Raw genomic sequence first — 19,234 nt, 5'->3', positions numbered from 1 at the left:
GGATGAGATCCATCGTGGCTCTTCGTTGGGGTGTCTTCCGCGGGACCGGCCGTCTTGCGACGTCCCGCCCCCCGCAGGCTCGGACAAGCTTAGGACACCCGGGCGTCGAGGTCAACTCCCCGACACGGGCGTATGCGTAGACGCAGGTCGTACTCCTGCGCTCTGGGACTCATGCCCGGCGCCGTCGCGCCTAAACCCGGCCGCCGGATTTTCTTCGCCGACCCGTGGGCACTGCCACCGCCCAGAGGCCGTGTCGGCAGAGCCGACCGAAGGAACAACCCACGAGGCGTGGTCCGTATTCCCGATCTCCACGACCGTCGTGCGGAGCGACGTGAGCGGATCGTCGTCACAGGACGAGCGGCTCCCCGCCACCGCCGGCCAGGAGACCTGCCCGCGTCGCCGCGGCGTGGACGACCGGCAGCTCACGCCGGGACCGCAGGACGGCCGATGCCTGTCGAGCACGACGACGCGTTGGACGAACGAGGCTCGGCATCCACGCCACATGCTTCACCGGGGCACCTGTCGCCCCCCGGGGCGCGTACGGCAACGGCGCCCGGGAGCGGCCCGTACCAGGCAGACCGCTCCCAGCCGACGGCCTCAGAGCGCGGGCAGGGCCGCCAGGCGCCCCTCCAGGCTCTCCACGTCCACGCGTGCCTGTTCCAGCCGGGCGCGGGTCTTGCCGACCACCTGTTCCGGCGCCTTGGCCATGAACTGCTCGTTGCCGAGCTTCCGCTCCGCCTGGGCGATCTCCTTGCGCGCGGCGGCCAGGTCCTTCTCCAGCCGGGCGCGTTCGGCGGCGACGTCGATCGCTCCCGCCGTGTCCAGGCGTACGGTCACGCCCTCGACCGGCAGCGACGCGGTCGGGGTGAACGAGTCTCCCGCCGGCGTGAGGCGCAGCAGCGTGCGCACCGCCTCGTCGTACGCCGGGTCCAGGCCCTCGATCGTCGCCGCGACCTTCTGGCCCGGCTTCAGGCCCTGGTCCGCGCGGAACCGGCGTACCTCGGTCACCAGGCGCATCAGCCCGGCGATCTCCGCCTCCGCCGCCGGGTCCGAGAAGCCGTCCGCGGCCGGCCAGGCGGCCGTGACGATCGACTCGCCGCCCGCCAGCGCGGTCCACAGCTCCTCGGTGACGAACGGCGTGAGCGGGTGCAGCAGGCGCAGCAGGACGTCGAGGACGCGTCCCAGCACGGCCGGGGCGTCGGCGCTCATGCCCGGCACCTTGGAGAGCTCGACGTACCAGTCGCAGAACTCGTCCCACGCGAAGTGGTAGAGCGTCTCGCACGCCTTGGCGAACTCGAAGTTCTCGAAGTGGGCGTCGACCTCGGCGACGACCGACGACAGCCGGGACAGGATCCAGCGGTCCGCGACCGACAGGTCCGCGGGCAGGTCGCGGATCGTCGCTCCGTTGATCAGGGCGAAGCGCGTGGCGTTCCACAGCTTGTTGCAGAAGTTGCGCGAACCCTGCGCCCACTCCTCGCTGACCGCCACGTCGCCGCCCGGGTTCGCGCCGCGCAGCAGGGTGAAGCGCGTCGCGTCGGCGCCGTACCGGTCGATCCACTCCAGCGGGTCGACGACGTTGCCGAACGACTTGGACATCTTCTTGCCGAACTGGTCGCGCACCATGCCGTGCAGCGCGATGACCTTGAACGGCTCGACGCCGTCCATCGCGTACAGGCCGAACATCATCATCCGGGCGACCCAGAAGAACAGAATGTCGTACCCGGTGACCAGCACGGACGTGGGGTAGAAGGCGCGCAGCTCCGGCGTGTCCTCCGGCCAGCCCAGCGTGGAGAACGGCCACAGCGCCGAGGAGAACCACGTGTCGAGCACGTCGGTGTCCTGGGTCCAGTCCTCCGGCGGCTGCTCCCCCGGACCGACGCACATCGTGGAACCGTCCGGCCCGTACCAGACCGGGATGCGGTGCCCCCACCACAGCTGCCGGCTGATGCACCAGTCGTGCATGTTGTCGACCCACTCGAAGTATCGCGGGGCCATCTCGGCCGGCACGATCTTCACCCGGCCGTCGCGTACGGCGTCGCCGGCGGCCCGGGCGAGCGGCTCGACCCGGACGAACCACTGGAGCGAGACACGGGGTTCGACCACCGTCTTGCACCGCGAGCAGTGGCCTACGGCGTGCACGTACGGGCGGGTCTCGGCGACGATGCGGCCCTCCTGCCGCAGCGCGGCGACCACGGCCGGCCGTGCCTCCAGGCGGTCGAGCCCCTGGAACGGCCCGTGCGCGGTGATCGTGCCGCGCTCATCCATGATCGTCATCATCGGCAGGCCGTGCCGCTGCCCGATCTCGAAGTCGTTCGGGTCGTGGGCCGGGGTCACCTTGACGGCGCCGGTGCCGAACTCCGGATCGACGTGGGGGTCCGCGACGATCGGGATGTGCCGGCCGGTCAGCGGCAGCTCGATCTCGCGGCCGACGAGATGGGCGTAGCGCTCGTCGTCCGGGTGCACGGCGACGGCCGTGTCACCGAGCATCGTCTCGGCGCGGGTCGTGGCGACGACGATCGCGTCATCGCCGTCGCCGTACCGGATGGAGACCAGCTCTCCGTCATCGTCGGAGTGCTCGACCTCGATGTCGGACAGGGCGGTCAGGCAGCGCGGGCACCAGTTGATGATGCGTTCGGCCCGGTAGATCAGGCCGTCGTCATACAGGCGCTTGAAGATCGTCAGAACCGCGCTGGACAGGCCCGCGTCCATCGTGAAGCGTTCGCGGGTCCAGTCGACGCTGTCGCCGAGGCGGCGCATCTGTCCGAGGATCTTGCCGCCGGACTCGGACTTCCACTCCCAGACCTTCTTGACGAAGGCGTCGCGGCCCAGGTCGTGGCGGGACAGGCCCTCTTTGGCGAGTTCGCGCTCCACGACGTTCTGGGTGGCGATGCCCGCGTGGTCCATGCCGGGCAGCCAGAGGGTCTGCAGACCGCGCATGCGCTGCCGGCGTACGAGCGCGTCCTGGATCGAGTGGTCCAGCGCGTGGCCCACGTGGAGGGATCCGGTCACGTTCGGCGGCGGGATGACGATCGAGAACGCGGGCGCGCCGGGTACGACGGCGGGCGTGAACAGGCCGCCGTCGGTCCAGCGTTGGTAGAGCCGTCCCTCGACGTCGGCCGGGGTGTACTGAGTCGGCAGAGCATCACGCGAAGTCACGCGTCGGAGTGTACGGAGGTTCGCCGGGAACCGTGGTCTCGCCCCGCACATCGAGATGACTACGGCAGAATGCCGGGTTCGATGCCACGCGCCGGTGGAAGGGTCCTCACAGCACGACCCATGACGGCCGCGCCACTGGGGTGAGCCGTGGTTTCGGAGGACAATGTGACAGGCAGCGACCATCCGCACGGACTCTCGGGATGAGGCACAGGGGGAGACGACTCTCGTGAAGGCGCTCCTGGCCATCGCGGTCCTCGTCGTCGGCCTGGCGATGCTGGGCCTGGCCGCCGGATTCGCCGCCGGCGCCATCCGGCGTACGCGGGCGGCCGAGTCGGCGAACGAGGAGTCACCGGCGCCCGCCGCGCCTCCTCCGTACCCGTACGCCGCGGCGCGCCCGGAGTCGCCCCGCGCGATGTGGGTGGGAGCGGGGATCAGCGCGGCCCTCGGCATGGGCGCCCTGGTCACCGCCGCGGTCGCGCTGCTGGCGGTCATGGCGGCGCCGACCCGGGTGCTGAACACTCCGCCGCAGGCGGGCGGCCTCCAGCGCGACGACTCCCCCGGCACGCGGCAGCTCACCGACCGGCAGCGGCAACGGCTGAAGGCGGCCGGCATGCCGAACCCGCTGACCGCCGTCTACCACCGGTCCGCGGCGACGACCACGACCGTGCTGTTCATCGGGGCGTCCGGGCACCTCACCGATCCGGCGGCGCAGCTGCGGGAGTTCATCAGCGGTCTGGCGATCAGCGCGGGGTCGGGTGGCCGTACGCCGACGCCCTATCCGGCGGGCAGGCTCAAGGGCACCGTGATGTGCCTCGACCAGCTGAGCACAGGTCAGGCGACGCTGGCGACCTGCGGCTGGGCCGACGAGGGCACGCTCGGAGTGATCACGACCGACGAGGGCGACGCCACGCAGACGGCCGGACTGCTCCTGTCGATGCGCGACGACATGGAGAAGAAGGCCTGATCAGGCGGACTTCTCCCGCGGCTCCCGCTTGGTGCGCTCGCGGGGAACCAGCGTCGGGTTGACGTGCTCGTGGACCGCCTCGCGCGTGATCACCACGCGGGCGACGTCGGCGCGGCTCGGCACCTCGTACATCACCGACAGCAGCACCTCTTCCATGATGGCGCGCAGGCCGCGCGCGCCGGTGCCGCGCAGGATCGCCTGGTCGGCGATCGCCTCGAGGGCGTCGTCGGTGAACTCCAGGTCGACCCCGTCGAGCTCGAACAGCCGGTGGTACTGCTTCACCAGCGCGTTGCGCGGCTCGGTGAGGATGCTGATCAGTGCCTCGCGGTCGAGGTTGTGCACGCTCGTGACGATCGGAAGGCGTCCGACGAACTCCGGGATCATCCCGAACTTCAGGAGGTCTTCCGGCATGACGTCGGCGAAGAGGTCGGCCACCTCGCCGTCGTCGTCCTTGGTGCGCAGAACCGCGTTGAAGCCGATGCCCTGCTTGCCGACGCGCTGCTCGACGATCTTTTCCAGACCGGCGAACGCGCCGCCGCAGATGAACAGCACGTTGGTGGTGTCGATCTGGATGAACTCCTGGTGGGGGTGCTTGCGGCCGCCCTGCGGCGGCACGCTCGCGGTGGTGCCCTCCAGGATCTTCAGCAGCGCCTGCTGGACGCCCTCACCGGACACATCGCGCGTGATCGAGGGGTTTTCGCTCTTGCGGGCGACCTTGTCGACCTCGTCGATGTAGATGATGCCGGTCTCGGCCTTCTTGACGTCGTAGTCGGCGGCCTGGATCAGCTTCAGCAGGATGTTCTCGACGTCCTCACCGACGTAGCCGGCCTCGGTGAGGGCGGTCGCGTCGGCGATGGCGAACGGAACGTTGAGCAGTTTGGCGAGCGTCTGTGCGAGGAGCGTCTTGCCGGACCCGGTCGGGCCCAGCAGCAGGATGTTGGACTTGGAGAGCTCGACGCTCTCGTCCCTGCCGCCGCTGCCCGACTGGATCCGCTTGTAGTGGTTGTACACCGCCACGGACAGGGCCTTTTTGGCCTTGTCCTGCCCGATCACGTACGAGTCGAGGAACTCGAAGATCTCGCGCGGTTTCGGCAGGTTGTCCCACTTGAGGTCGGATGACTCGGAGAGCTCTTCCTCGATGATCTCGTTGCAGAGATCGATGCACTCGTCGCAGATATACACGCCCGGACCCGCGATGAGCTTCTTGACCTGCTTCTGGCTCTTCCCGCAGAACGAGCACTTGAGCAAGTCACCACCGTCGCCGATGCGTGCCACCCTGTCTCCTTTACGTGGGGCCGCTCACCCTCGAACCGCGGGACGAGGGAGCGTGCTGAGGCTCTCGACGTTGTCTCGACGTTACCGCCTGGCGGGCAGTGAGTGAGCCCTCCGGTGTTGGTCGATATGCCCGACACCTGAGGGTCACTCAAGGGCCGCTTACGACGACACTACCTCGGAAACGCGCTTCTTGCGGCTCTCGATGATGTCGTCGATGAGACCGTAGGACTTCGCCTCCTCGGCCGTCAGGAATCTGTCGCGCTCGATGTCCCGGCGGACCTTCTCGACATCCTGCCCGCTGTGCCGCGCCAAGATCGTCTCCATTTCCTCGCGGATGCGGAGGATCTCGTTGGCCTGGATCTCGATGTCGCTGGCCTGGCCGTACCCGCCTTCGGTGGCCGGCTGGTGGATCAGGATCCGCGAGTGCGGCAGCGCGGCGCGCTTGCCCGGCGTGCCCGCCGACAGGAGCACCGCGGCGGCGGAGGCCGCCTGACCGATGCAGACCGTCTGGATGTCGCAGCGGACGAACTGCATCGTGTCGTAGATCGCCGTCATGGCGGTGTACGAGCCGCCGGGCGAGTTGATGTAGATGCTGATGTCACGCTCGGGGTCGATGGACTCCAGCGTGAACAGCTGGGCCATCACGTCGTTCGCGGAGGCATCGTCGATCTGGACGCCCAGGAAGATGATCCGCTCTTCGAAGAGCTTGTTGTACGGGTTCATCTCCTTGACGCCGTACGTGGTGCGCTCGACGAACGACGGAATGATGTAGCGGCTCTCCACGGGCTGGATACCGGCCCGGATCTGATCGCTCATCGGGTTCAGTCCCCTCCGGTCGATGTTCATGAAACCGCACCCTCTGAGGTGACCTGGTTGGCGTTGTGCACGACGTGGTCGATGAACCCGTAGTCCTTGGCCTCGTCGGCGGTGAACCAGCGGTCGCGGTCGGAGTCGGTCTGGATCTGCTCGAGCGACTGGCCGGTGTGGAAGGCGATCCGCTCGGCGAGCGTCTGCTTCACGTACAGCATCTGCTCGGCGAGGATCTTGATGTCGGACGCCGTGCCCCCGATGCCGCCGGACGGCTGGTGCATCATGATCCGCGCGTGCGGCAGGGCGTAGCGCTTGCCGGCCGTGCCGGCGCAGAGCAGGAACTGCCCCATCGACGCGGCCAGGCCCATGCCGACCGTCGCGATGTCGTTCGGGACGTACTGCATCATGTCGTAGATCGCCATACCGGCGGTCACGGAGCCGCCCGGCGAGTTGATGTAGAGGTAGATGTCCCGCCGGGAGTCCTCCGCCGCGAGAAGCAGCAGCTCCGAACAGATGCGGTTGGAAATGTCGTCGTCGACCTGCTGCCCGAGGAAGACGATCCGCTCGCGCAGCAGACGCTGGTAAAGCTGGTCGCCCAACGGCAGGAGGGGCGCCTCGGCCGTGCGCGCCCGCACGGGCGCCGGCGGTTCGAAGGTCGGAGGCGTGGTCACTGCGTCACCTGCTCCGGAATCGTGGTCGTGGTCGGTTGCTTGCGACATTAACGCGCTGCGGCGAGGGCTTTGGCCGCGAGGGAGGCTTGTTCGCTGTCGGCGTGGAAGGTGGGCCGGCCCCGAAGACGCGAACGGGCCGGCGCGCGATGCGCCGGCCCGTCAGGTCGCGGAACGATCAAGCGTCGGCCTTGTCGTCGGCGGCCTCTCCGGTCTCCGCCGTCTCGGCGGCCTCGGCCGTCTCGGCCTCGGCGGTCGCGGGGGTCTCGGCGTGCTCCTCGTCCTCACCGGCCTCGTGCCGCAGCATGGCCGCGATGTCGACCTCGGCACCCTTGTCGTCGGTGGCCTTGACGTGCTCGACGACGAGGTTGAGGGCCTTGGAGCGCAGCACCTCCGAGACCACGGCCGGGATCTGGTTGTTCTCGGTCAGGTGCTTGGCCAGGACGTCCGGCTGCACGCCCATCGACATGGCGTTGCGGACGACGTAGTCGGTCAGCTCCTCGTTCTCGACGGTCAGCTTCTCCTGCAGGGCGAGCTGGTCGAGGATGAAGCCGCCCTTGACCGCGTCGCGGGCGCCGTCCTTGAGCTCCTCGTCGTACTCCTCGGCGGACTTCTCCTGGTCCTCGAGGTACTTGTCACGGCTCATGCCGTACATCTGGAGCTGCTGGTCGAGCTGCTCGTTGCGGCGCTGGATCTCGTTCTCGATCACGCTCTCCGGGAGCGGGATCTCGAGCTTTTCCATGAGCGCTTCGAGGGCCTTGTCACGCGCCTGGCCGAGCTGCTGGTGGAGCTTCTGGTCGGCGAGACGCTTGCGGACGTCCTCGCGCAGCTCCTCGATCGTGTCGAACTCGCTGCCGAGCTGGGCGAACTCGTCGTCGAGGTCGGGCAGCTCCTTGATCTTCACGCTGTGCACGGTGACGGTGACCTCGGCCTCCTGGCCCTCGTGGTCACCGCCCACCAGGGTGGTGGTGAAGGTCTTGGAGTCACCGGCGTTCATGCCGACGAGCTGGTCGTCGAGGCCCTCGACCGAGCTGCGGCTGCCGACCTCGTAGGAGTAGCCGCTCGTACGGGCGTCCTCGACGTCCTCGCCGTCGACGGTCGCGGCGAGGTCGATCGAGACGAAGTCGCCCTCCTCCGCCGCCCGGTCGGCGTTGGTCAGCGTCGCGAACCGCTCGCGCAGGTTGGAGAGGGTCTCCTCGACCTCCTCGTCGGTCACCTCGGCCGAGTCGACCGTGATCTCCAGGCCGTCGTAGTCGGGCACCTCGAACTTGGGCCGGATGTCGACCTCGGCGGTGAACGCGAACTGCTGGTTGTCCTCCAGCTCGGTGATCTCCACGTCGGGCTGGCCGAGCGCGAAGACCTCGCTCTCCTCGACGGCGCGACCGTACAGGCCGGGGAGCGCGTCGTTGACCGCCTCCTGCAGGACCGCGCCCCGTCCGACGTACTGGTCGATCAGGCGCGCCGGCACCTTGCCAGGGCGGAACCCCTTGAGGCGCACCTGCTGCGAGATCTCCTTGTACGCCTTGTCGAGGTTGGGCTTCAGCTCGTCGAAGGGAACCTCGACGGTGAGCTTGACCCGCGTCGGGCTCAGCTCCTCCACATCGGTCTTCACTTTGGGCGGTCTCCTTGATCCGGCCGCGGCACGGATTTCACGTTGGATGTCGTGGGCGGCTGCGTTTTCAGCCGGGACGCGGGCACGTCGAAGTGCGTCACCGCGCCTTCGCGCGCCAAGTCTATGGTGTTCCGGGCCGCGCGCGGACAGTTGGGGCGGCAATGCGTCGCCAAGTGTTGCGAAAGGGCGTCTCCGGCCTCCTCCACCGACTCTACGAGCGCCACCCGGCGGACTGTTCGGCGAGGGGTGGTGTCCGGCCGGCGCAGCCGCGTGACCTCGGTGGTCGAAGAGGTGAGGGTGACCGGCGGAGATGCGGGGACCTTGGTCCCTGCAACCGGGGCGCTTCGGACCGCCGCCACCGAGTTGATCCTCGTTAGCGTACGAACCAGACCGGCCGAGAGACCGTCTCCACCCGAACCCCCACCGTGCACCGAGCACGGGAGACACCTCGTGTACGACGCGGAAGGCTTGACGATACTGACCGAGCGGGAATGCCGTGAACTGCTCGCGAGCGTCCCCCTCGGCCGAATCGTCTACACCGACCGAGCACTCCCCGCCGTCCAGCCGGTCAACTTCGTCATGTCCGACGGCGAGGTCATGATCCTGACCTCAGCCGACTCGAAACTGGCCACCGCCACCCAGAACACCGTGGTCGCCTTCGAAATCGACCACTTCAACCACGAAGCCACCGCCGGCTGGTCCGTAGTGATCATCGGCCACGCCCACCTACACCCCAAAGAAGACCACCTAGCCATAACCCCAGAACTAATCTCCGGCCGCCGCCTCCCCACCCACCCCCCAAAAGAACCCCATAACCCCCTGCCAGCAGAGAGCCCAGAGTGAGAAGCCGAGAGCCAAGAGCCGAGAGCCAAGAGCCGAGAGCCGAGAGGCGAGAGCCGAAGCCGCGAGCCGAGAGAGGTGAGCAAAGCCGAAGGCGAGCGAACACCGGGGGGCTCCGGGGGGTCGTCCCCCCGGGCAAAATCGCGGGCCAGAGCGAAGCCGCCCCAGCGGCGAGCATGCGTAGCCGCCTCGTCGGGCTGGCCGGATTTGAACCGGCGGCCCCCGCGACCCAAACGCGGTGCGCTACCAAACTGCGCTACAGCCCGTGAACGAGTTGAGTGTAGCCCGGCTCGTACCGGTAGAGGGTCACATTAACCGGCGTCGCCGATCATGCCCGTGGGGTGCGCGCCGTGGTGCCGGGAACCGGTACGCTACGCGGGTGACGTCTTGGGTCCGGTCGTCCGGCCGGGGTCTCGACGGCCACGCGGGCGTAGCTCAATGGTAGAGCCCCAGTCTTCCAAACTGGCTACGCGGGTTCGATTCCCGTCGCCCGCTCCCACACTAAAGGCCCAGGTCATCCGGCGTTCCGGAGCCTGAGCCTTCGATCGTTAACCGGTCCTCTTGAGCGTTCGTGCCAGATTCGTGCCAGATCAAGCGGCGGCGCGTCCCGCCGTCGTCCCGCCCCGCTCCGGCACGCCCTACGAGCGTGCGGCGTGGGCGCCGGTCCGTACGGCCGTGCCGGTCGGACGGCCCGCCGTACTACGCGCCCCGCCGTAGACGCTCTACAGCGCCGTCGTCAGCCCCGCGCCGCCACCGTACGACTCGGTCGCTGGGCCGCCGTGTGGACCGGGCAATCCGTCGCCCTTAGATCACCCCTCCAATACCTCCCGCATTCCCCTGGCTTCGCAGTTGATCGACCGCTCGCGCTGGGTCGGTGTTGTCCCGCGCGTGAGTGTGTGGATCCAACGGGGGCAGCGCCGAAGACCCGTTCCGCCCGCTGCGAGATCGAAGCACCAACAGACCGCCAAGCAAGCCGACTACGACTAAACCGACGATGAGAACAGTGGTGAGCATGCCGTACCTCCAGCACCGATATCCGCGTTGGGCGGTTATCTCGTCTACAGCATGGCAGATCATCGCGAAGACGCGGAGATAGGAATGCCCGCGCGCCGCCCTGCGTACTATGCGCGTATTCGAGTCCAGGAAACGGACGCGAGGGCAGCGCTGCGTCATAGAGCAGGGGCCTTGCGTGTCCTCAGGTGTCGTCACGAGGCGCGCCGCCGCCAGGATGGTCCGGCCGAACTGAACGAGCCCGCGTAACTGAGCGTCTAGCCCGGTTCCGGTTCAGGTAGCCATACGGGTCAGGGTTGCCGTAGCCCACTTCGACAACCAAGGTGCGAGCAGCCTTGTCATGCAGCGTCTGCCTGTCGCGATCCCACAGCAACCAAGCCACGTCGATCAGCGCACCGACTCCAACGGTGACGAACGAGAGGACCCAGGTGAACGCCAGCCGCCATGCCGCCCTCCCAAGTCCGATCTGATTGAAGTCCCTACTGATGATCTGGATGCCCAGCGCCATCTTCCCGACTGTCTGACCCCACAAGCCAGTGAACAGCCAGTGATAAACAACGGCGAGAACGAACGCTGTAATCGATAGCTTGTTCCTGTCGTACCCGTTCCCCGGCTCAGTGAAGAAGACCTTCACGAACACCCAAAACAGCAGCCAAAGGGTAAAGCCGTCGATGATGTAAGCCATCAGGCGCCGCGTGCCGCTCGCCCGTTTGATCTTCGTTGCCATGACGAGGACAGTGACGTCTTGCAACCAGATGGCCAAGCACTATCACAGGGCTGCCCCCACGGCAGACGGGCTCCGCAACGAACCTCCGGGAGGGGACTCCGGGCTCCGGGAAACCCCGACGCGAACGATGAGGGTTCTCGCGGAGCTGCGGGAGAGAGCTTCCCGTCCGCCGCTCTACTTCCAAACTGGCTACGCGGGTTCGATTCCCGTCGCCCGCTCCCACGATGAGGGCCCAGGTGGACCGGCAATCCGGGACCTGGGCCTTCGGTCTTCGTCAGGTCTTCTTAAGCCTTCGTGTCAGATCGAGACAAGATCTAGAGAGCCCCTTCCCCGAAGCCTCGGGGAAGGGGCCAGTAGGCCATGGGCGGCCCGTTAGCAGCTCTGCCGAGCCACGACAGCGGGACCTCGACGATCCCGTCGTCGGTCTTGACCAGTATGGAGTTGCTGGTCTCGGTGGAGCTGGTCTCGGTGGAGCTCAGCGGGACCTCGACAATGCCGTCGTCGGTCTCGACGGACACGAAGTCCGTCGTGTTCTTCTTGTCGGCCATGAGAGGCTCCTTCATTAAGTTGTCCGTGGATGCACGTGTGAGGGCCTTGGCGCCCGCCACGGCAATGACCTGTTGGCGGCATTCGCTGGGAAGGCAACCTGAGAGAAGTGACTAAGCCGCCGGACGGGTTCCCGACGGCCCGCCGGTGCCGTCCGGTGATGGCAGAGTGAGCCTCCCTTCGATCATCAGGTTCAGGTCCGGGTTAGCGCCAGCGTCCCGCAGAGCGCGCTTCCAGATCCGGTTGAAGTTGCTGCGGCGGGGTGTGCCTCCCTTCGGCCGACGAACACCCTGGATCGACCGCCTGCCCGAGAGGGCGTTTTGCGAGCTATTGCCCGCCAATGCCACCGAATGTCGGTTGATGGTTCGGGCAGCCGGACCCCCCCGACCTGCGCGCACGAAATCGATCTACGTGAGCGTCTCCGGCAAAGGGCTCCAGGGCTTGCGGCCACACTCACGGGAGGTGCGTCGCCGACAGGCCGTGGACATGCTCACCTGCGGCAACGCAAGCGAAGAACGGGGTATCAACCCGCAAAACACCCTCTGAGGTTCCCGGCACCGTCGGTTGTTACGAGCCTTCGTGCGAGCCTTCCAGGAGAAGAGTGGTGACTTGGTGTGGGTTGTCAATCATCGGCACGTGGCCGCAGCCGTTCAGGATGACATGCCGTGCGAGCGGCAGCCTTTCCCTGGCGATGCGGGCTTGTCGGGCGGGGAGTATGAAGTCGCGGCGCCCCCACGCGATGGTCACTGGCACCTCTGGTTGAGGGTTGGCCTGGTAACTGGTCCCGTTCTCAAGGATGGCGTCGAAGTGCGTGCAGCTCTGAAAAGCCGCGGCGTCTCGCAGCGCCGATTGCGGGCTCAAACACCAGGGCCGGGCGCATACCGGAGCGAAGGCGAGACTGCGCCCGATAGCGGATCGACAGATCACCGGGGCCAGTGGTGAAAGGAGGCGTCCGGTGGCGCGCATTCGCCTCAGCTTCCGCCGCACCGCACGGAACTTGGCCTCATTTTCCCAAAATCCGGCCGGTGCTAGTGCAGTCGCCGAGCGCACCTCGCCATGGCGTGCCAGTTCTAGAGCGAGCAGTCCGCCCAGCGAGTTGCCGGCGACATGTGGGCGCTCCAGTCCAAGCTCGGTGAACAGCTGCCGCAGCGGGGCCAGCAAGTCAGCTAGATCGACGGCGCTCTCGAGCGCCAGTGCGGCGGACTGGCCATGGCCAGGAAGGTCTACGGTAATTACCCGACGATGCCGGGTGAGTGTCGGCAGCAGTGGATCCCAGGCGTGACGGTGATGCCCCAGCCCGTGAATCAAGACCAGTACAGGCCCGTCGCCGCCAGATTCGTAAGCGAGTGGCATTAAATAGCGAAAGTCCTTTCGCTTCAGGTGGAAGAACGGGCTCCTTAATGGTCCTATCGACCAACGCCGCTGAGTCACCGCCCGGCAGGGTCGTCACGTTGCGGCGCTTTCTAGGCCTGTCCGCGCATACGGCCGGAAGCGTGCGAGGTAGGCGAAGGTCATGCCGCGGCGTACGTCCAGGTACATGCCGCACGCGTGGGCGAGGCGATGCAGCCGGCCGAACGGGATCCAGTGCCGGTCGAAGAATTCCCCGACCACGAGCCGTCCCCCGGGGGTCAGCACCCGGGCGGCCTCGCGCAGCGCCTGGCCCGGGTCGGGGATTTCGCCGAGCGCCGTGACCAGGTACGCGGCGTCGAATATAGCGTCGCCGAACGGGAGCTCGCGGGCGTCTCCGGTTGAGCAGCACTCCCGTCGCGATCAGGCCGAGCGCCTCCAGGCCGTCCAGCCCCACCCACGCGGTCGACCAGTGCGCGGCGGTCGTGCTGGCGGGGAGCCCGACGGCCAGGACGAACAGCCACGGGATCAGCGCGAGCCCGAAACCGATCAGGCCGAGCCCCACCCAGCACGCCCTGCCACGCCACGGTGCGGACGTCGGAGAGTCACCGGCCGTCTCGGAGGGCGCGGACGCCGATCTGACACAGATGATCACCCTTTCGGTCTCCATATAGAACACGACCGTCCCGGAACCATCGCGGCCCGCCACTCGAGTCCGTGAGTGCCTGTCGGAGTTCCGGGAGGGATTTCTGACCTGCGCAAAATTGAGAGGCTCTGTGCGGACATCGGGGAGTCGAGAGGCCGGCAGTGGGGCGTGGACCCGTGAAAGCTCAAGGCCTAGCGATCCCGGACCGTGCCAGATCTGTGCCAGACCGACCGGCAGGAGTCACGGGGAATGACTGCGACGGGTCTGCGCCACCGCAGGTCAGCGAACGCCCAGGTAATCGCGCAGAGATGCGCCTCTACTTCCGAACTGGCTACGCGGGTTCGATTCCCGTCGCCCGCTCCCACGACAAAGGCCCAGGTCGACCGGTGCTCCGGGACCTGGGCCTTCGATCTTCATCGGGCCTGTTCTCGCTTCCATGCCCGTGGGCGTTCGCCGATGTCCGTCCATCGCATCGGTTCTCGCCGCGGAAGGGCGAGTGTATGGTCTGGCCATGGGACAGCCCCCTGATTCATGGCTCGCGCTCAGCCTTCTGGGCGTTCTTGTCGTGGTTCCCGTGTTGTGCGCTGTACTGGCGATCGTCAAGAGCAGCCATGGCGCCTTGCCGAAAGCCCCATCGGCTGGATCGGCCGGGGTTCTCGGGCGGGTCTTCGGGCACGACCTGGAGAGCAGCGACCCGGAGAGCAGCGGCGAAACCCTTGCCGACCGCGTTCGCCGGCTGCGGCGTGACGGCCGTTCCGTCGAAGCGCAGCTTCTCGTCTGCACGGAGACGGGCCTGACGCAGGCCGAAGCCCAACGGTTCGTCTCAGCACTCGACTGACCGTCAGGTCTCGCCAGTGCGGACAGCCGAGTAGGGATACGCCGAGGTCCGCGTACTCGGGGCCTCGGTACTCGGGGTGGCGGCGCGGTTCGGCCGTGGTCAGGGCGAAGCAGCCGTGCCACTCGATCGGGCAGGGCGGCCTCCGCGCCGCGGTCGCTGTCGGGGTGTCGCGGTAGCACGGGTCGAGGACGAGGGCTTCGACGTCTCGGCGGAGGTCGACCACTCCGGTGGGCCTCGATGTAGTCGACGAGCGGGTCCTTGTCGTCCGCCTCGGCGAGCGCGACCAGCGCCGACAGTTTCGCCGCCGCGCCGAAGTCCCGGGGCTCGAACACACTGCCCGGGTAGCAGAACGTGGTGCGGCTCAGCGTGCGGGCGGCCGGCCGCAGGTGGGCCGAGCCGAAGCACGGTGAGCCCCCGGCCAGGCGCCGACGGAAGTTCAGTGATCCGTACTTGGGCCGGCCCGTCGCCGGCCGTCGTCAGAGGCCCGGCGGAGATCCGACTCTCCCACCGCCACCGGTCGCCGCCGGGGTGGGCGGTCAGCCCCCGTTTCCCGTGCCGGTCTCGAACCGCGACCGGTACACGCCGTCCCGGGGCCACGGGCGACGGCCGGTCAGCGGCCGATGCCGTGTTCGATCGAGTCGCCGACGCGGAGGGTGGCGTGGACCGCGCCCGTGTCCGGGTCCTCCCACAGTTTGGCGCCCAGCGTGCGCAGGAGGCCGACGGCGGGGGCGTTGGCGGCGTCGGTCTCGGCGATCAGGGCCGTCGTTCCCCGCGCGCGGGCCTCCTCGATCAGCAGGTGCAGGGCCTCCACGCCGTGTCCCTTTCCGCGGGCCTCGCGGGTCAGCCAGATGCCGATCTCGGCCGCGCCGGGGGCCTCGGCCGGGGTGAGCCGTGTCGCACCGATGACCTCCCCGCCGGTCATGACGGCGTACGTGGTGCCGGCGACCGTACGGTGGAAGTCGCCGAACGCGGCGCGGCGTTCGGGGGTCCACCCGGGTGGGCCCGGAACGGGAGGCATGGCCTCGGCCGGATCCGCGCCGCCCACGGCCGCCTCGAGTACCCGCGGCAGGAGCTCCTCGTCGATCGGCCGCAACGTGACAGTGCTCATGAGATCAGCCTGCCAGGTATGTGATCGCCACGCTCGCCGACACGAGCGTCACCTTGAGCCCGCGTGGACAGCGGCGCGCGGTGGCGCGGTCCCGATCCGCGCGGGCTCTCACTTACGCCAGATCAGCACCAGCGCGCAGTCGTCGTCGCGCGCGGCCGCCATCTCCGCGACGAGCTCCTCCGCCCCCTCGTGGAAGCCCTGGGGGACCAGGCGCTCGGCCTCGCCGACCAGCCGGTCGATGCCCGCGTCGAGGTCGCGGCCGGGCGCCTCGACCAATCCGTCGGTGTAGAACATGAGCGCGTCGCCGGGGCGGAGCGTGCCCTGTTCGGGAAGGGCGCTCATCTGGGGTACGACGCCGAGGACGATGCCCTTGGCGGTGCTGACCCGCCAGGTGCCGCTGCCCGCGTCGAACTGCACGGCCGGCGGGTGACCGGCGGACTCGACGGTGTACTCCCCCGTGGTCAGGTCGATGACCAGGTGCACGGCGGTGACGAACCCCTCGTCCCAGCGCTGCCGGTGGAGATAGTCGTTGCACGCTGGGAGGAAGCGGTCGGGCTCGACCGAGCCGAGCAGGCCGCCGAACGCGCCCGACAGCATGAGCGCCCGCGTGCCGGCGTCGACTCCCTTTCCGGACACGTCGACGAGCGCCACCTCGAGTTTCTTGCCGTCGCACACCGACACGACGAAGTCGCCGCCGAAGGACGAGCCGCCGGCCTGCAGCAGCACGACCTTGGCGTCCCAGCCCTTCGGCAGCTCGGGCATCTCGCCGTGGCGGCGGAGGCGGTCGCGCAGTTCGAGCAGCATCTGCTCGCCGCGCAGCCCCTTGACGCCGATCTGCTGGCGGCTGCGGGCCAGCACGATGGCCAGGATCGCGGTGACGACGGTCGTCGCCATGACGCCGGGCCCGACCTTGTGGAAGCCGACGGCGACGGCGTCGTACGCCAGGGCCGCCGCGACCACGCCGAGCAGCACGCCGAGGCCGCGTACGCGCAGGGTCAGACCGCCGGCGAGGACGGTGAGGACCACCCCGCTCGGGGAGAACCACGTCTGCGACACGGGCGCGGAGATCGCGAGCGCCGCGGTGATGACGATCAGGCCTATCAGGGCATTTCGGTCACTGGTGAGATGCCCCCGCCGCGCCCACCGGTAGAGCCACACGAGCACGGGGATCCGGCGCAGGAAGGCGCGGACTCTCGGCGGCAGCAGGTGCACGAGGCGGCTAAGCATGATGCGGGCACTGTACCGAGCATCGCCGTGTCCTCGCTGGAAGGCGGCACACCTTACCCAAATCAAGACCGCCCGAAATGTAGTGGCCGAATCCGGCCGAAGAGCCGTAACCGCCCGGTCTCGGCACCCCGTACGCCGCGCCGCGGGGTTTCACCCGAGCCGCCCCGGGGAGATCATTAGGACCTGTTCCGTACGTCTCGCCCGCGATGGGCCCCGTCGGACAGGCGCTCGGACGAGGCGATGGAGGCAGCGATGGGTCAGGGGATGCGTGTCACGGTCGACGCGGCGATGCGGGCCCGCGACGTCTCGCGCATCCGGCCGCAGGACGAGGCGCCCCTGCCCGCGGCGGCTCCGACGGCCGAGCCCCCGGAGCCCACGTCCCAGCCCACCCGGCTCCGCCGCGCCGAGAAGCGCCGGCTCGCCAAGCGCCGCGCCGCCAAGACGAACTGACCGGGCTCTCAGGGCGCGGGAATCTCTCCGGTCCGTTCGTACGCGGCCAGCATCGCGATGCGCCGGGCGTGTCGTTCGGCGCCCGAGAACGGCGTGGTGAGGAAGATCTCGACGAACCGGGTCGCCTCCTCCAGCGTGTGCATGCGGGCGCCGACGCTGATGACGTTCGCGTCGTTGTGCTCGCGCGCCAGACGTGCGGTCTCCTCGCTCCACGCCAGCGCCGCGCGTACGCCCCTGACCTTGTTCGCCGCGATGGCCTCGCCGTTGCCCGAGCCGCCGATGACGATGCCCAGCGCGCCCGGGTCCTCCACCGTGCGGGCCGCGGCGAGCAGGACGTACGGCGGGTAGTCGTCCTCGCCGTCGTACTCTTCCGGGCCGCAGTCGAAGGCCGTGTGGCCCTGGGCGGTCAGCCACTCGACGAGGTGCCGCTTCAGCTCGAAGCCCGCGTGGTCGGAACCGAGATAGACGTGCATGCCGCAGAGTCTGTCAGGTGCGCTTCGGACGACGCGCACGGGACCAGGTCAAAGCTGGAGCGATTTGATCTCGCAGAACTCCTCCAGCCCGTGCACGCCCAGTTCGCGGCCGACGCCGGACTGCTTGTAGCCGCCGAACGGCGCGAGCGGGTTGAACCGGCCGCCGTTGATCTCGACCTGGCCGGCCTTGAGCCGCCGTCCGACCGCGATCGCGCGGTCCCGGTCCGCCGACCAGACCGCGGCGGCCAGGCCGTACGGGGTGTCGTTGGCGATGCGGACGCCCTCGTCCTCGGAGTCGTAGGCCATGACGGACAGGACCGGCCCGAAGATCTCCTCGCGGGCGATGGTCATGGACGGCGTGACGTCGGCGAAGACGGTCGGCAGGATGTAGTAGCCGCGGCTCAGCGTGGTCTCGGTGCCGCCGGTGACGAGCCGCGCGCCCTCGGCGATCCCGCGGTCGACGTAGCCGCGCACGCGGTCGAGCTGGGTGCGTGAGACGAGGGGGCCGAGCCGGGTCTCCTCGGCGAACGGGTCGCCCGGCGTGTAACGCTCGGCCGCCTTCACGGCGAGCTCCACGGCCTCGTCGTAGCGGGAGGCGGGCACGAGCATGCGGGTGAGCGCGTTGCAGGTCTGGCCGGCGTTGACGTACGCCTTGGCGACGCCGACCTTGACCGCGAGCGGCAGGTCGGCGTCGGCGAGGATGAGGTTCGGCGACTTGCCGCCGAGTTCGAGCGCGACGCGTTTGACCGAGTCGGCGGCCAGCGCCGCCACCCGCCGGCCCGCGCGGGTCGAGCCGGTGAAGGAGACCATGTCGACGCCCTCGTGCGCGGCGATCGCCTCACCGACGACCGGGCCGTACCCGGAGACGAGGTTGAAGACGCCCGGCGGCAGGCCGGCCTCGTCGATGATGTCGGCCAGGGCGTACGCGGCGAGCGGGGCGACCTCGCTCGGCTTGAGCACGACCGTGCAGCCGGCCGCGAGCGCGGGCGCGACCTTGGCGACGACCTGGTGCAGCGGGTAGTTCCACGGCGTGATCGCGCCGACCACGCCGACGGGCTCGCGCACGATGAGGGAGTTGCCGCAGCGCTCGCCGGCGAAGTCGTAGCCGTCGAGGATGTCGAGGATGCCGCTCAGCACGGCGATCGGCGTGCCGACGTGGATCTTCAGCGCGACCTGGTACGGCGCGCCCAGGTCGGTGGCGATGAGCGTGGCGAGATGCTCCTGGCGGGCGGTGATGCCGTCGAGGACCGCCCGCAGGAGGGCGGCACGCTCGGCGGGCGGGGTCGCCTCCCAGGCGGGCAGGGCGCGGCGCGCCTCGGCCACCGCGCGGTCGACGTCGGCGGCCGTGCCCGCGGGGACCCGGTCGATCGTCTCCTCGGTCGCTGGATTGACGACGTCGATGGTGTCCGAAGCCGAGGAGTCCGCCCACGAGCCGCCCGCATAGATCACATCACGCATGGGTTCATCCTTCCCCGGTGAACGTACGGGGACCACCCACACGGGTTAATGGTGCGATCGCGGTCTGGAAGCCCGGCG

The 19,234-nt window shown here is 68.7% G+C and carries 18 protein-coding genes, 2 tRNA genes and 1 pseudogene; 6 read left to right on the top strand and 15 right to left on the bottom strand.

What is annotated here, in order from left to right; genetic code table 11:
* Positions 1-597 precede the first annotated feature (597 nt).
* Positions 598-3,207: a valine--tRNA ligase gene (locus tag OG417_RS14610; protein ID WP_329255651.1), complete on the bottom strand. Its 2,610-nt coding sequence runs from the start codon at positions 3,205-3,207 to the stop codon at positions 598-600.
* 175 nt (positions 3,208-3,382) lie between these two features.
* On the opposite strand from OG417_RS14610, the gene OG417_RS14605 reads away from it, so the two are divergent.
* Positions 3,383-4,120, top strand: a complete 738-nt coding sequence (locus OG417_RS14605; protein ID WP_329255648.1) for a hypothetical protein — start codon at positions 3,383-3,385, stop codon at positions 4,118-4,120.
* On the opposite strand, the gene clpX is transcribed toward OG417_RS14605, so the two are convergent.
* The 4 genes from clpX to tig all read right to left on the bottom strand — a co-directional run bounded on the left by clpX (position 4,121) and on the right by tig (position 8,485).
* Positions 4,121-5,395: an ATP-dependent Clp protease ATP-binding subunit ClpX gene (gene clpX, locus OG417_RS14600; protein ID WP_329255645.1), complete on the bottom strand. Its 1,275-nt coding sequence runs from the start codon at positions 5,393-5,395 to the stop codon at positions 4,121-4,123.
* A gap of 159 nt (positions 5,396-5,554) precedes the next feature.
* Positions 5,555-6,211 (bottom strand): ATP-dependent Clp protease proteolytic subunit, encoded by a 657-nt coding sequence (locus tag OG417_RS14595; RefSeq protein WP_329262289.1) that lies wholly within the window; start codon positions 6,209-6,211, stop codon positions 5,555-5,557.
* Positions 6,212-6,237: 26 nt separating this feature from the next.
* Complete coding sequence (locus OG417_RS14590) at positions 6,238-6,876, bottom strand: ATP-dependent Clp protease proteolytic subunit (protein WP_329255642.1); 639 nt, start codon at positions 6,874-6,876, stop codon at positions 6,238-6,240.
* A 175-nt stretch (positions 6,877-7,051) separates the two neighbouring features.
* Positions 7,052-8,485 (bottom strand): trigger factor, encoded by a 1,434-nt coding sequence (tig, locus tag OG417_RS14585; RefSeq protein ID WP_329255638.1) that lies wholly within the window; start codon positions 8,483-8,485, stop codon positions 7,052-7,054.
* Positions 8,486-8,935: 450 nt separating this feature from the next.
* Here tig and OG417_RS14580 point away from each other — a divergent pair, with 450 nt between their 5' ends.
* Complete coding sequence (locus tag OG417_RS14580) at positions 8,936-9,328, top strand: pyridoxamine 5'-phosphate oxidase family protein (RefSeq protein ID WP_329255635.1); 393 nt, start codon at positions 8,936-8,938, stop codon at positions 9,326-9,328.
* Positions 9,329-9,517: 189 nt separating this feature from the next.
* On the opposite strand, the gene OG417_RS14575 is transcribed toward OG417_RS14580, so the two are convergent.
* Positions 9,518-9,591: transfer RNA gene (locus OG417_RS14575), tRNA-Pro, on the bottom strand.
* 158 nt (positions 9,592-9,749) lie between these two features.
* On the opposite strand from OG417_RS14575, the gene OG417_RS14570 reads away from it, so the two are divergent.
* A tRNA-Gly gene (locus tag OG417_RS14570) sits at positions 9,750-9,820 on the top strand.
* 700 nt (positions 9,821-10,520) lie between these two features.
* On the opposite strand, the gene OG417_RS14565 is transcribed toward OG417_RS14570, so the two are convergent.
* From OG417_RS14565 to OG417_RS54310, 4 genes are all read right to left on the bottom strand, one after another.
* Positions 10,521-11,063 carry an RDD family protein gene (locus tag OG417_RS14565; RefSeq protein WP_329255632.1) on the bottom strand — a complete coding sequence of 181 codons (543 nt, stop codon included), beginning with the start codon at positions 11,061-11,063 and terminating at the stop codon, positions 10,521-10,523.
* 314 nt (positions 11,064-11,377) lie between these two features.
* Positions 11,378-11,611, bottom strand: coding sequence for a hypothetical protein (locus OG417_RS14560; protein WP_329255629.1), 234 nt, complete (start codon positions 11,609-11,611; stop codon positions 11,378-11,380).
* Between the two features lie 565 nt (positions 11,612-12,176).
* Positions 12,177-12,962 carry an alpha/beta fold hydrolase gene (locus tag OG417_RS14555; RefSeq protein WP_329255626.1) on the bottom strand — a complete coding sequence of 262 codons (786 nt, stop codon included), beginning with the start codon at positions 12,960-12,962 and terminating at the stop codon, positions 12,177-12,179.
* A gap of 93 nt (positions 12,963-13,055) precedes the next feature.
* A complete protein-coding gene (locus OG417_RS54310) occupies positions 13,056-13,304 on the bottom strand; it encodes a methyltransferase domain-containing protein (RefSeq protein ID WP_442875748.1) in 249 nt (82 codons plus the stop codon).
* Positions 13,305-13,357: 53 nt separating this feature from the next.
* Between OG417_RS54310 and OG417_RS14545 the strand changes: the two genes are divergently transcribed.
* Both OG417_RS14545 and OG417_RS14540 read left to right on the top strand, forming a co-directional pair.
* Positions 13,358-13,630, top strand: coding sequence for a hypothetical protein (locus OG417_RS14545; protein WP_329255620.1), 273 nt, complete (start codon positions 13,358-13,360; stop codon positions 13,628-13,630).
* A 483-nt stretch (positions 13,631-14,113) separates the two neighbouring features.
* Entirely contained in the window at positions 14,114-14,440 is a 327-nt protein-coding gene (locus OG417_RS14540) for a hypothetical protein (protein ID WP_329255617.1), read from the top strand.
* 338 nt (positions 14,441-14,778) lie between these two features.
* Here the strand turns inward: OG417_RS14540 and OG417_RS54305 are convergent.
* From OG417_RS54305 to OG417_RS14530, 3 genes and pseudogenes are all read right to left on the bottom strand, one after another.
* Positions 14,779-14,862 (bottom strand): annotated as a pseudogene (locus OG417_RS54305) (hypothetical protein); the annotation flags it as partial.
* A gap of 188 nt (positions 14,863-15,050) precedes the next feature.
* The gene (locus OG417_RS14535; RefSeq protein WP_329255614.1) at positions 15,051-15,548 is read right to left on the bottom strand and encodes a GNAT family N-acetyltransferase; all 498 of its coding nucleotides are present in this window, start codon (positions 15,546-15,548) and stop codon (positions 15,051-15,053) included.
* Between the two features lie 108 nt (positions 15,549-15,656).
* Positions 15,657-16,775, bottom strand: a complete 1,119-nt coding sequence (locus OG417_RS14530; protein WP_329255609.1) for a PP2C family protein-serine/threonine phosphatase — start codon at positions 16,773-16,775, stop codon at positions 15,657-15,659.
* Between the two features lie 252 nt (positions 16,776-17,027).
* On the opposite strand from OG417_RS14530, the gene OG417_RS14525 reads away from it, so the two are divergent.
* Complete coding sequence (locus OG417_RS14525; protein ID WP_329255605.1) at positions 17,028-17,225, top strand: hypothetical protein; 198 nt, start codon at positions 17,028-17,030, stop codon at positions 17,223-17,225.
* An 8-nt stretch (positions 17,226-17,233) separates the two neighbouring features.
* On the opposite strand, the gene OG417_RS14520 is transcribed toward OG417_RS14525, so the two are convergent.
* Positions 17,234-17,698, bottom strand: coding sequence for a ribose-5-phosphate isomerase (locus tag OG417_RS14520; protein ID WP_329255603.1), 465 nt, complete (start codon positions 17,696-17,698; stop codon positions 17,234-17,236).
* A gap of 48 nt (positions 17,699-17,746) precedes the next feature.
* On the bottom strand, positions 17,747-19,156 hold the full coding sequence (locus OG417_RS14515; RefSeq protein WP_329255600.1) for an aldehyde dehydrogenase family protein: 1,410 nt from the start codon (positions 19,154-19,156) through the stop codon (positions 17,747-17,749).
* Between the last annotated feature and the right edge of the window lie 78 nt (positions 19,157-19,234).

Source organism: Actinoallomurus sp. NBC_01490 (assembly GCF_036227085.1).
GTDB classification, from domain to species: Bacteria; Actinomycetota; Actinomycetes; order Streptosporangiales; family Streptosporangiaceae; genus Actinoallomurus; species Actinoallomurus oryzae.
The sequence above is the reverse complement of the archived record's forward strand: the minus strand, read 5'-3'. Positions and strand labels throughout refer to the sequence as shown.

Excerpts from the sequence above, each read along its gene's own strand:
- OG417_RS14540 (WP_329255617.1), top strand. The coding sequence starts at position 14,114 with ATGGGACAGCCCCCTGATTCATGGCTCGCGCTCAGCCTTCTGGGCGTT.
- OG417_RS14560 (WP_329255629.1), bottom strand. The coding sequence starts at position 11,611 with ATGGCCGACAAGAAGAACACGACGGACTTCGTGTCCGTCGAGACCGAC.
- OG417_RS14595 (WP_329262289.1), bottom strand. The coding sequence starts at position 6,211 with ATGAGCGATCAGATCCGGGCCGGTATCCAGCCCGTGGAGAGCCGCTAC.
- OG417_RS14565 (WP_329255632.1), bottom strand. The coding sequence starts at position 11,063 with ATGGCAACGAAGATCAAACGGGCGAGCGGCACGCGGCGCCTGATGGCT.
- OG417_RS14520 (WP_329255603.1), bottom strand. The coding sequence starts at position 17,698 with ATGCACGTCTATCTCGGTTCCGACCACGCGGGCTTCGAGCTGAAGCGG.
- OG417_RS14555 (WP_329255626.1), bottom strand. The coding sequence starts at position 12,962 with ATGCCACTCGCTTACGAATCTGGCGGCGACGGGCCTGTACTGGTCTTG.
- OG417_RS14530 (WP_329255609.1), bottom strand. The coding sequence starts at position 16,775 with ATGCTTAGCCGCCTCGTGCACCTGCTGCCGCCGAGAGTCCGCGCCTTC.
- OG417_RS14525 (WP_329255605.1), top strand. The coding sequence starts at position 17,028 with ATGGGTCAGGGGATGCGTGTCACGGTCGACGCGGCGATGCGGGCCCGC.
- OG417_RS14535 (WP_329255614.1), bottom strand. The coding sequence starts at position 15,548 with ATGAGCACTGTCACGTTGCGGCCGATCGACGAGGAGCTCCTGCCGCGG.
- OG417_RS14610 (WP_329255651.1), bottom strand. The coding sequence starts at position 3,207 with ATGTGCGGGGCGAGACCACGGTTCCCGGCGAACCTCCGTACACTCCGA.
- OG417_RS14515 (WP_329255600.1), bottom strand. The coding sequence starts at position 19,156 with ATGCGTGATGTGATCTATGCGGGCGGCTCGTGGGCGGACTCCTCGGCT.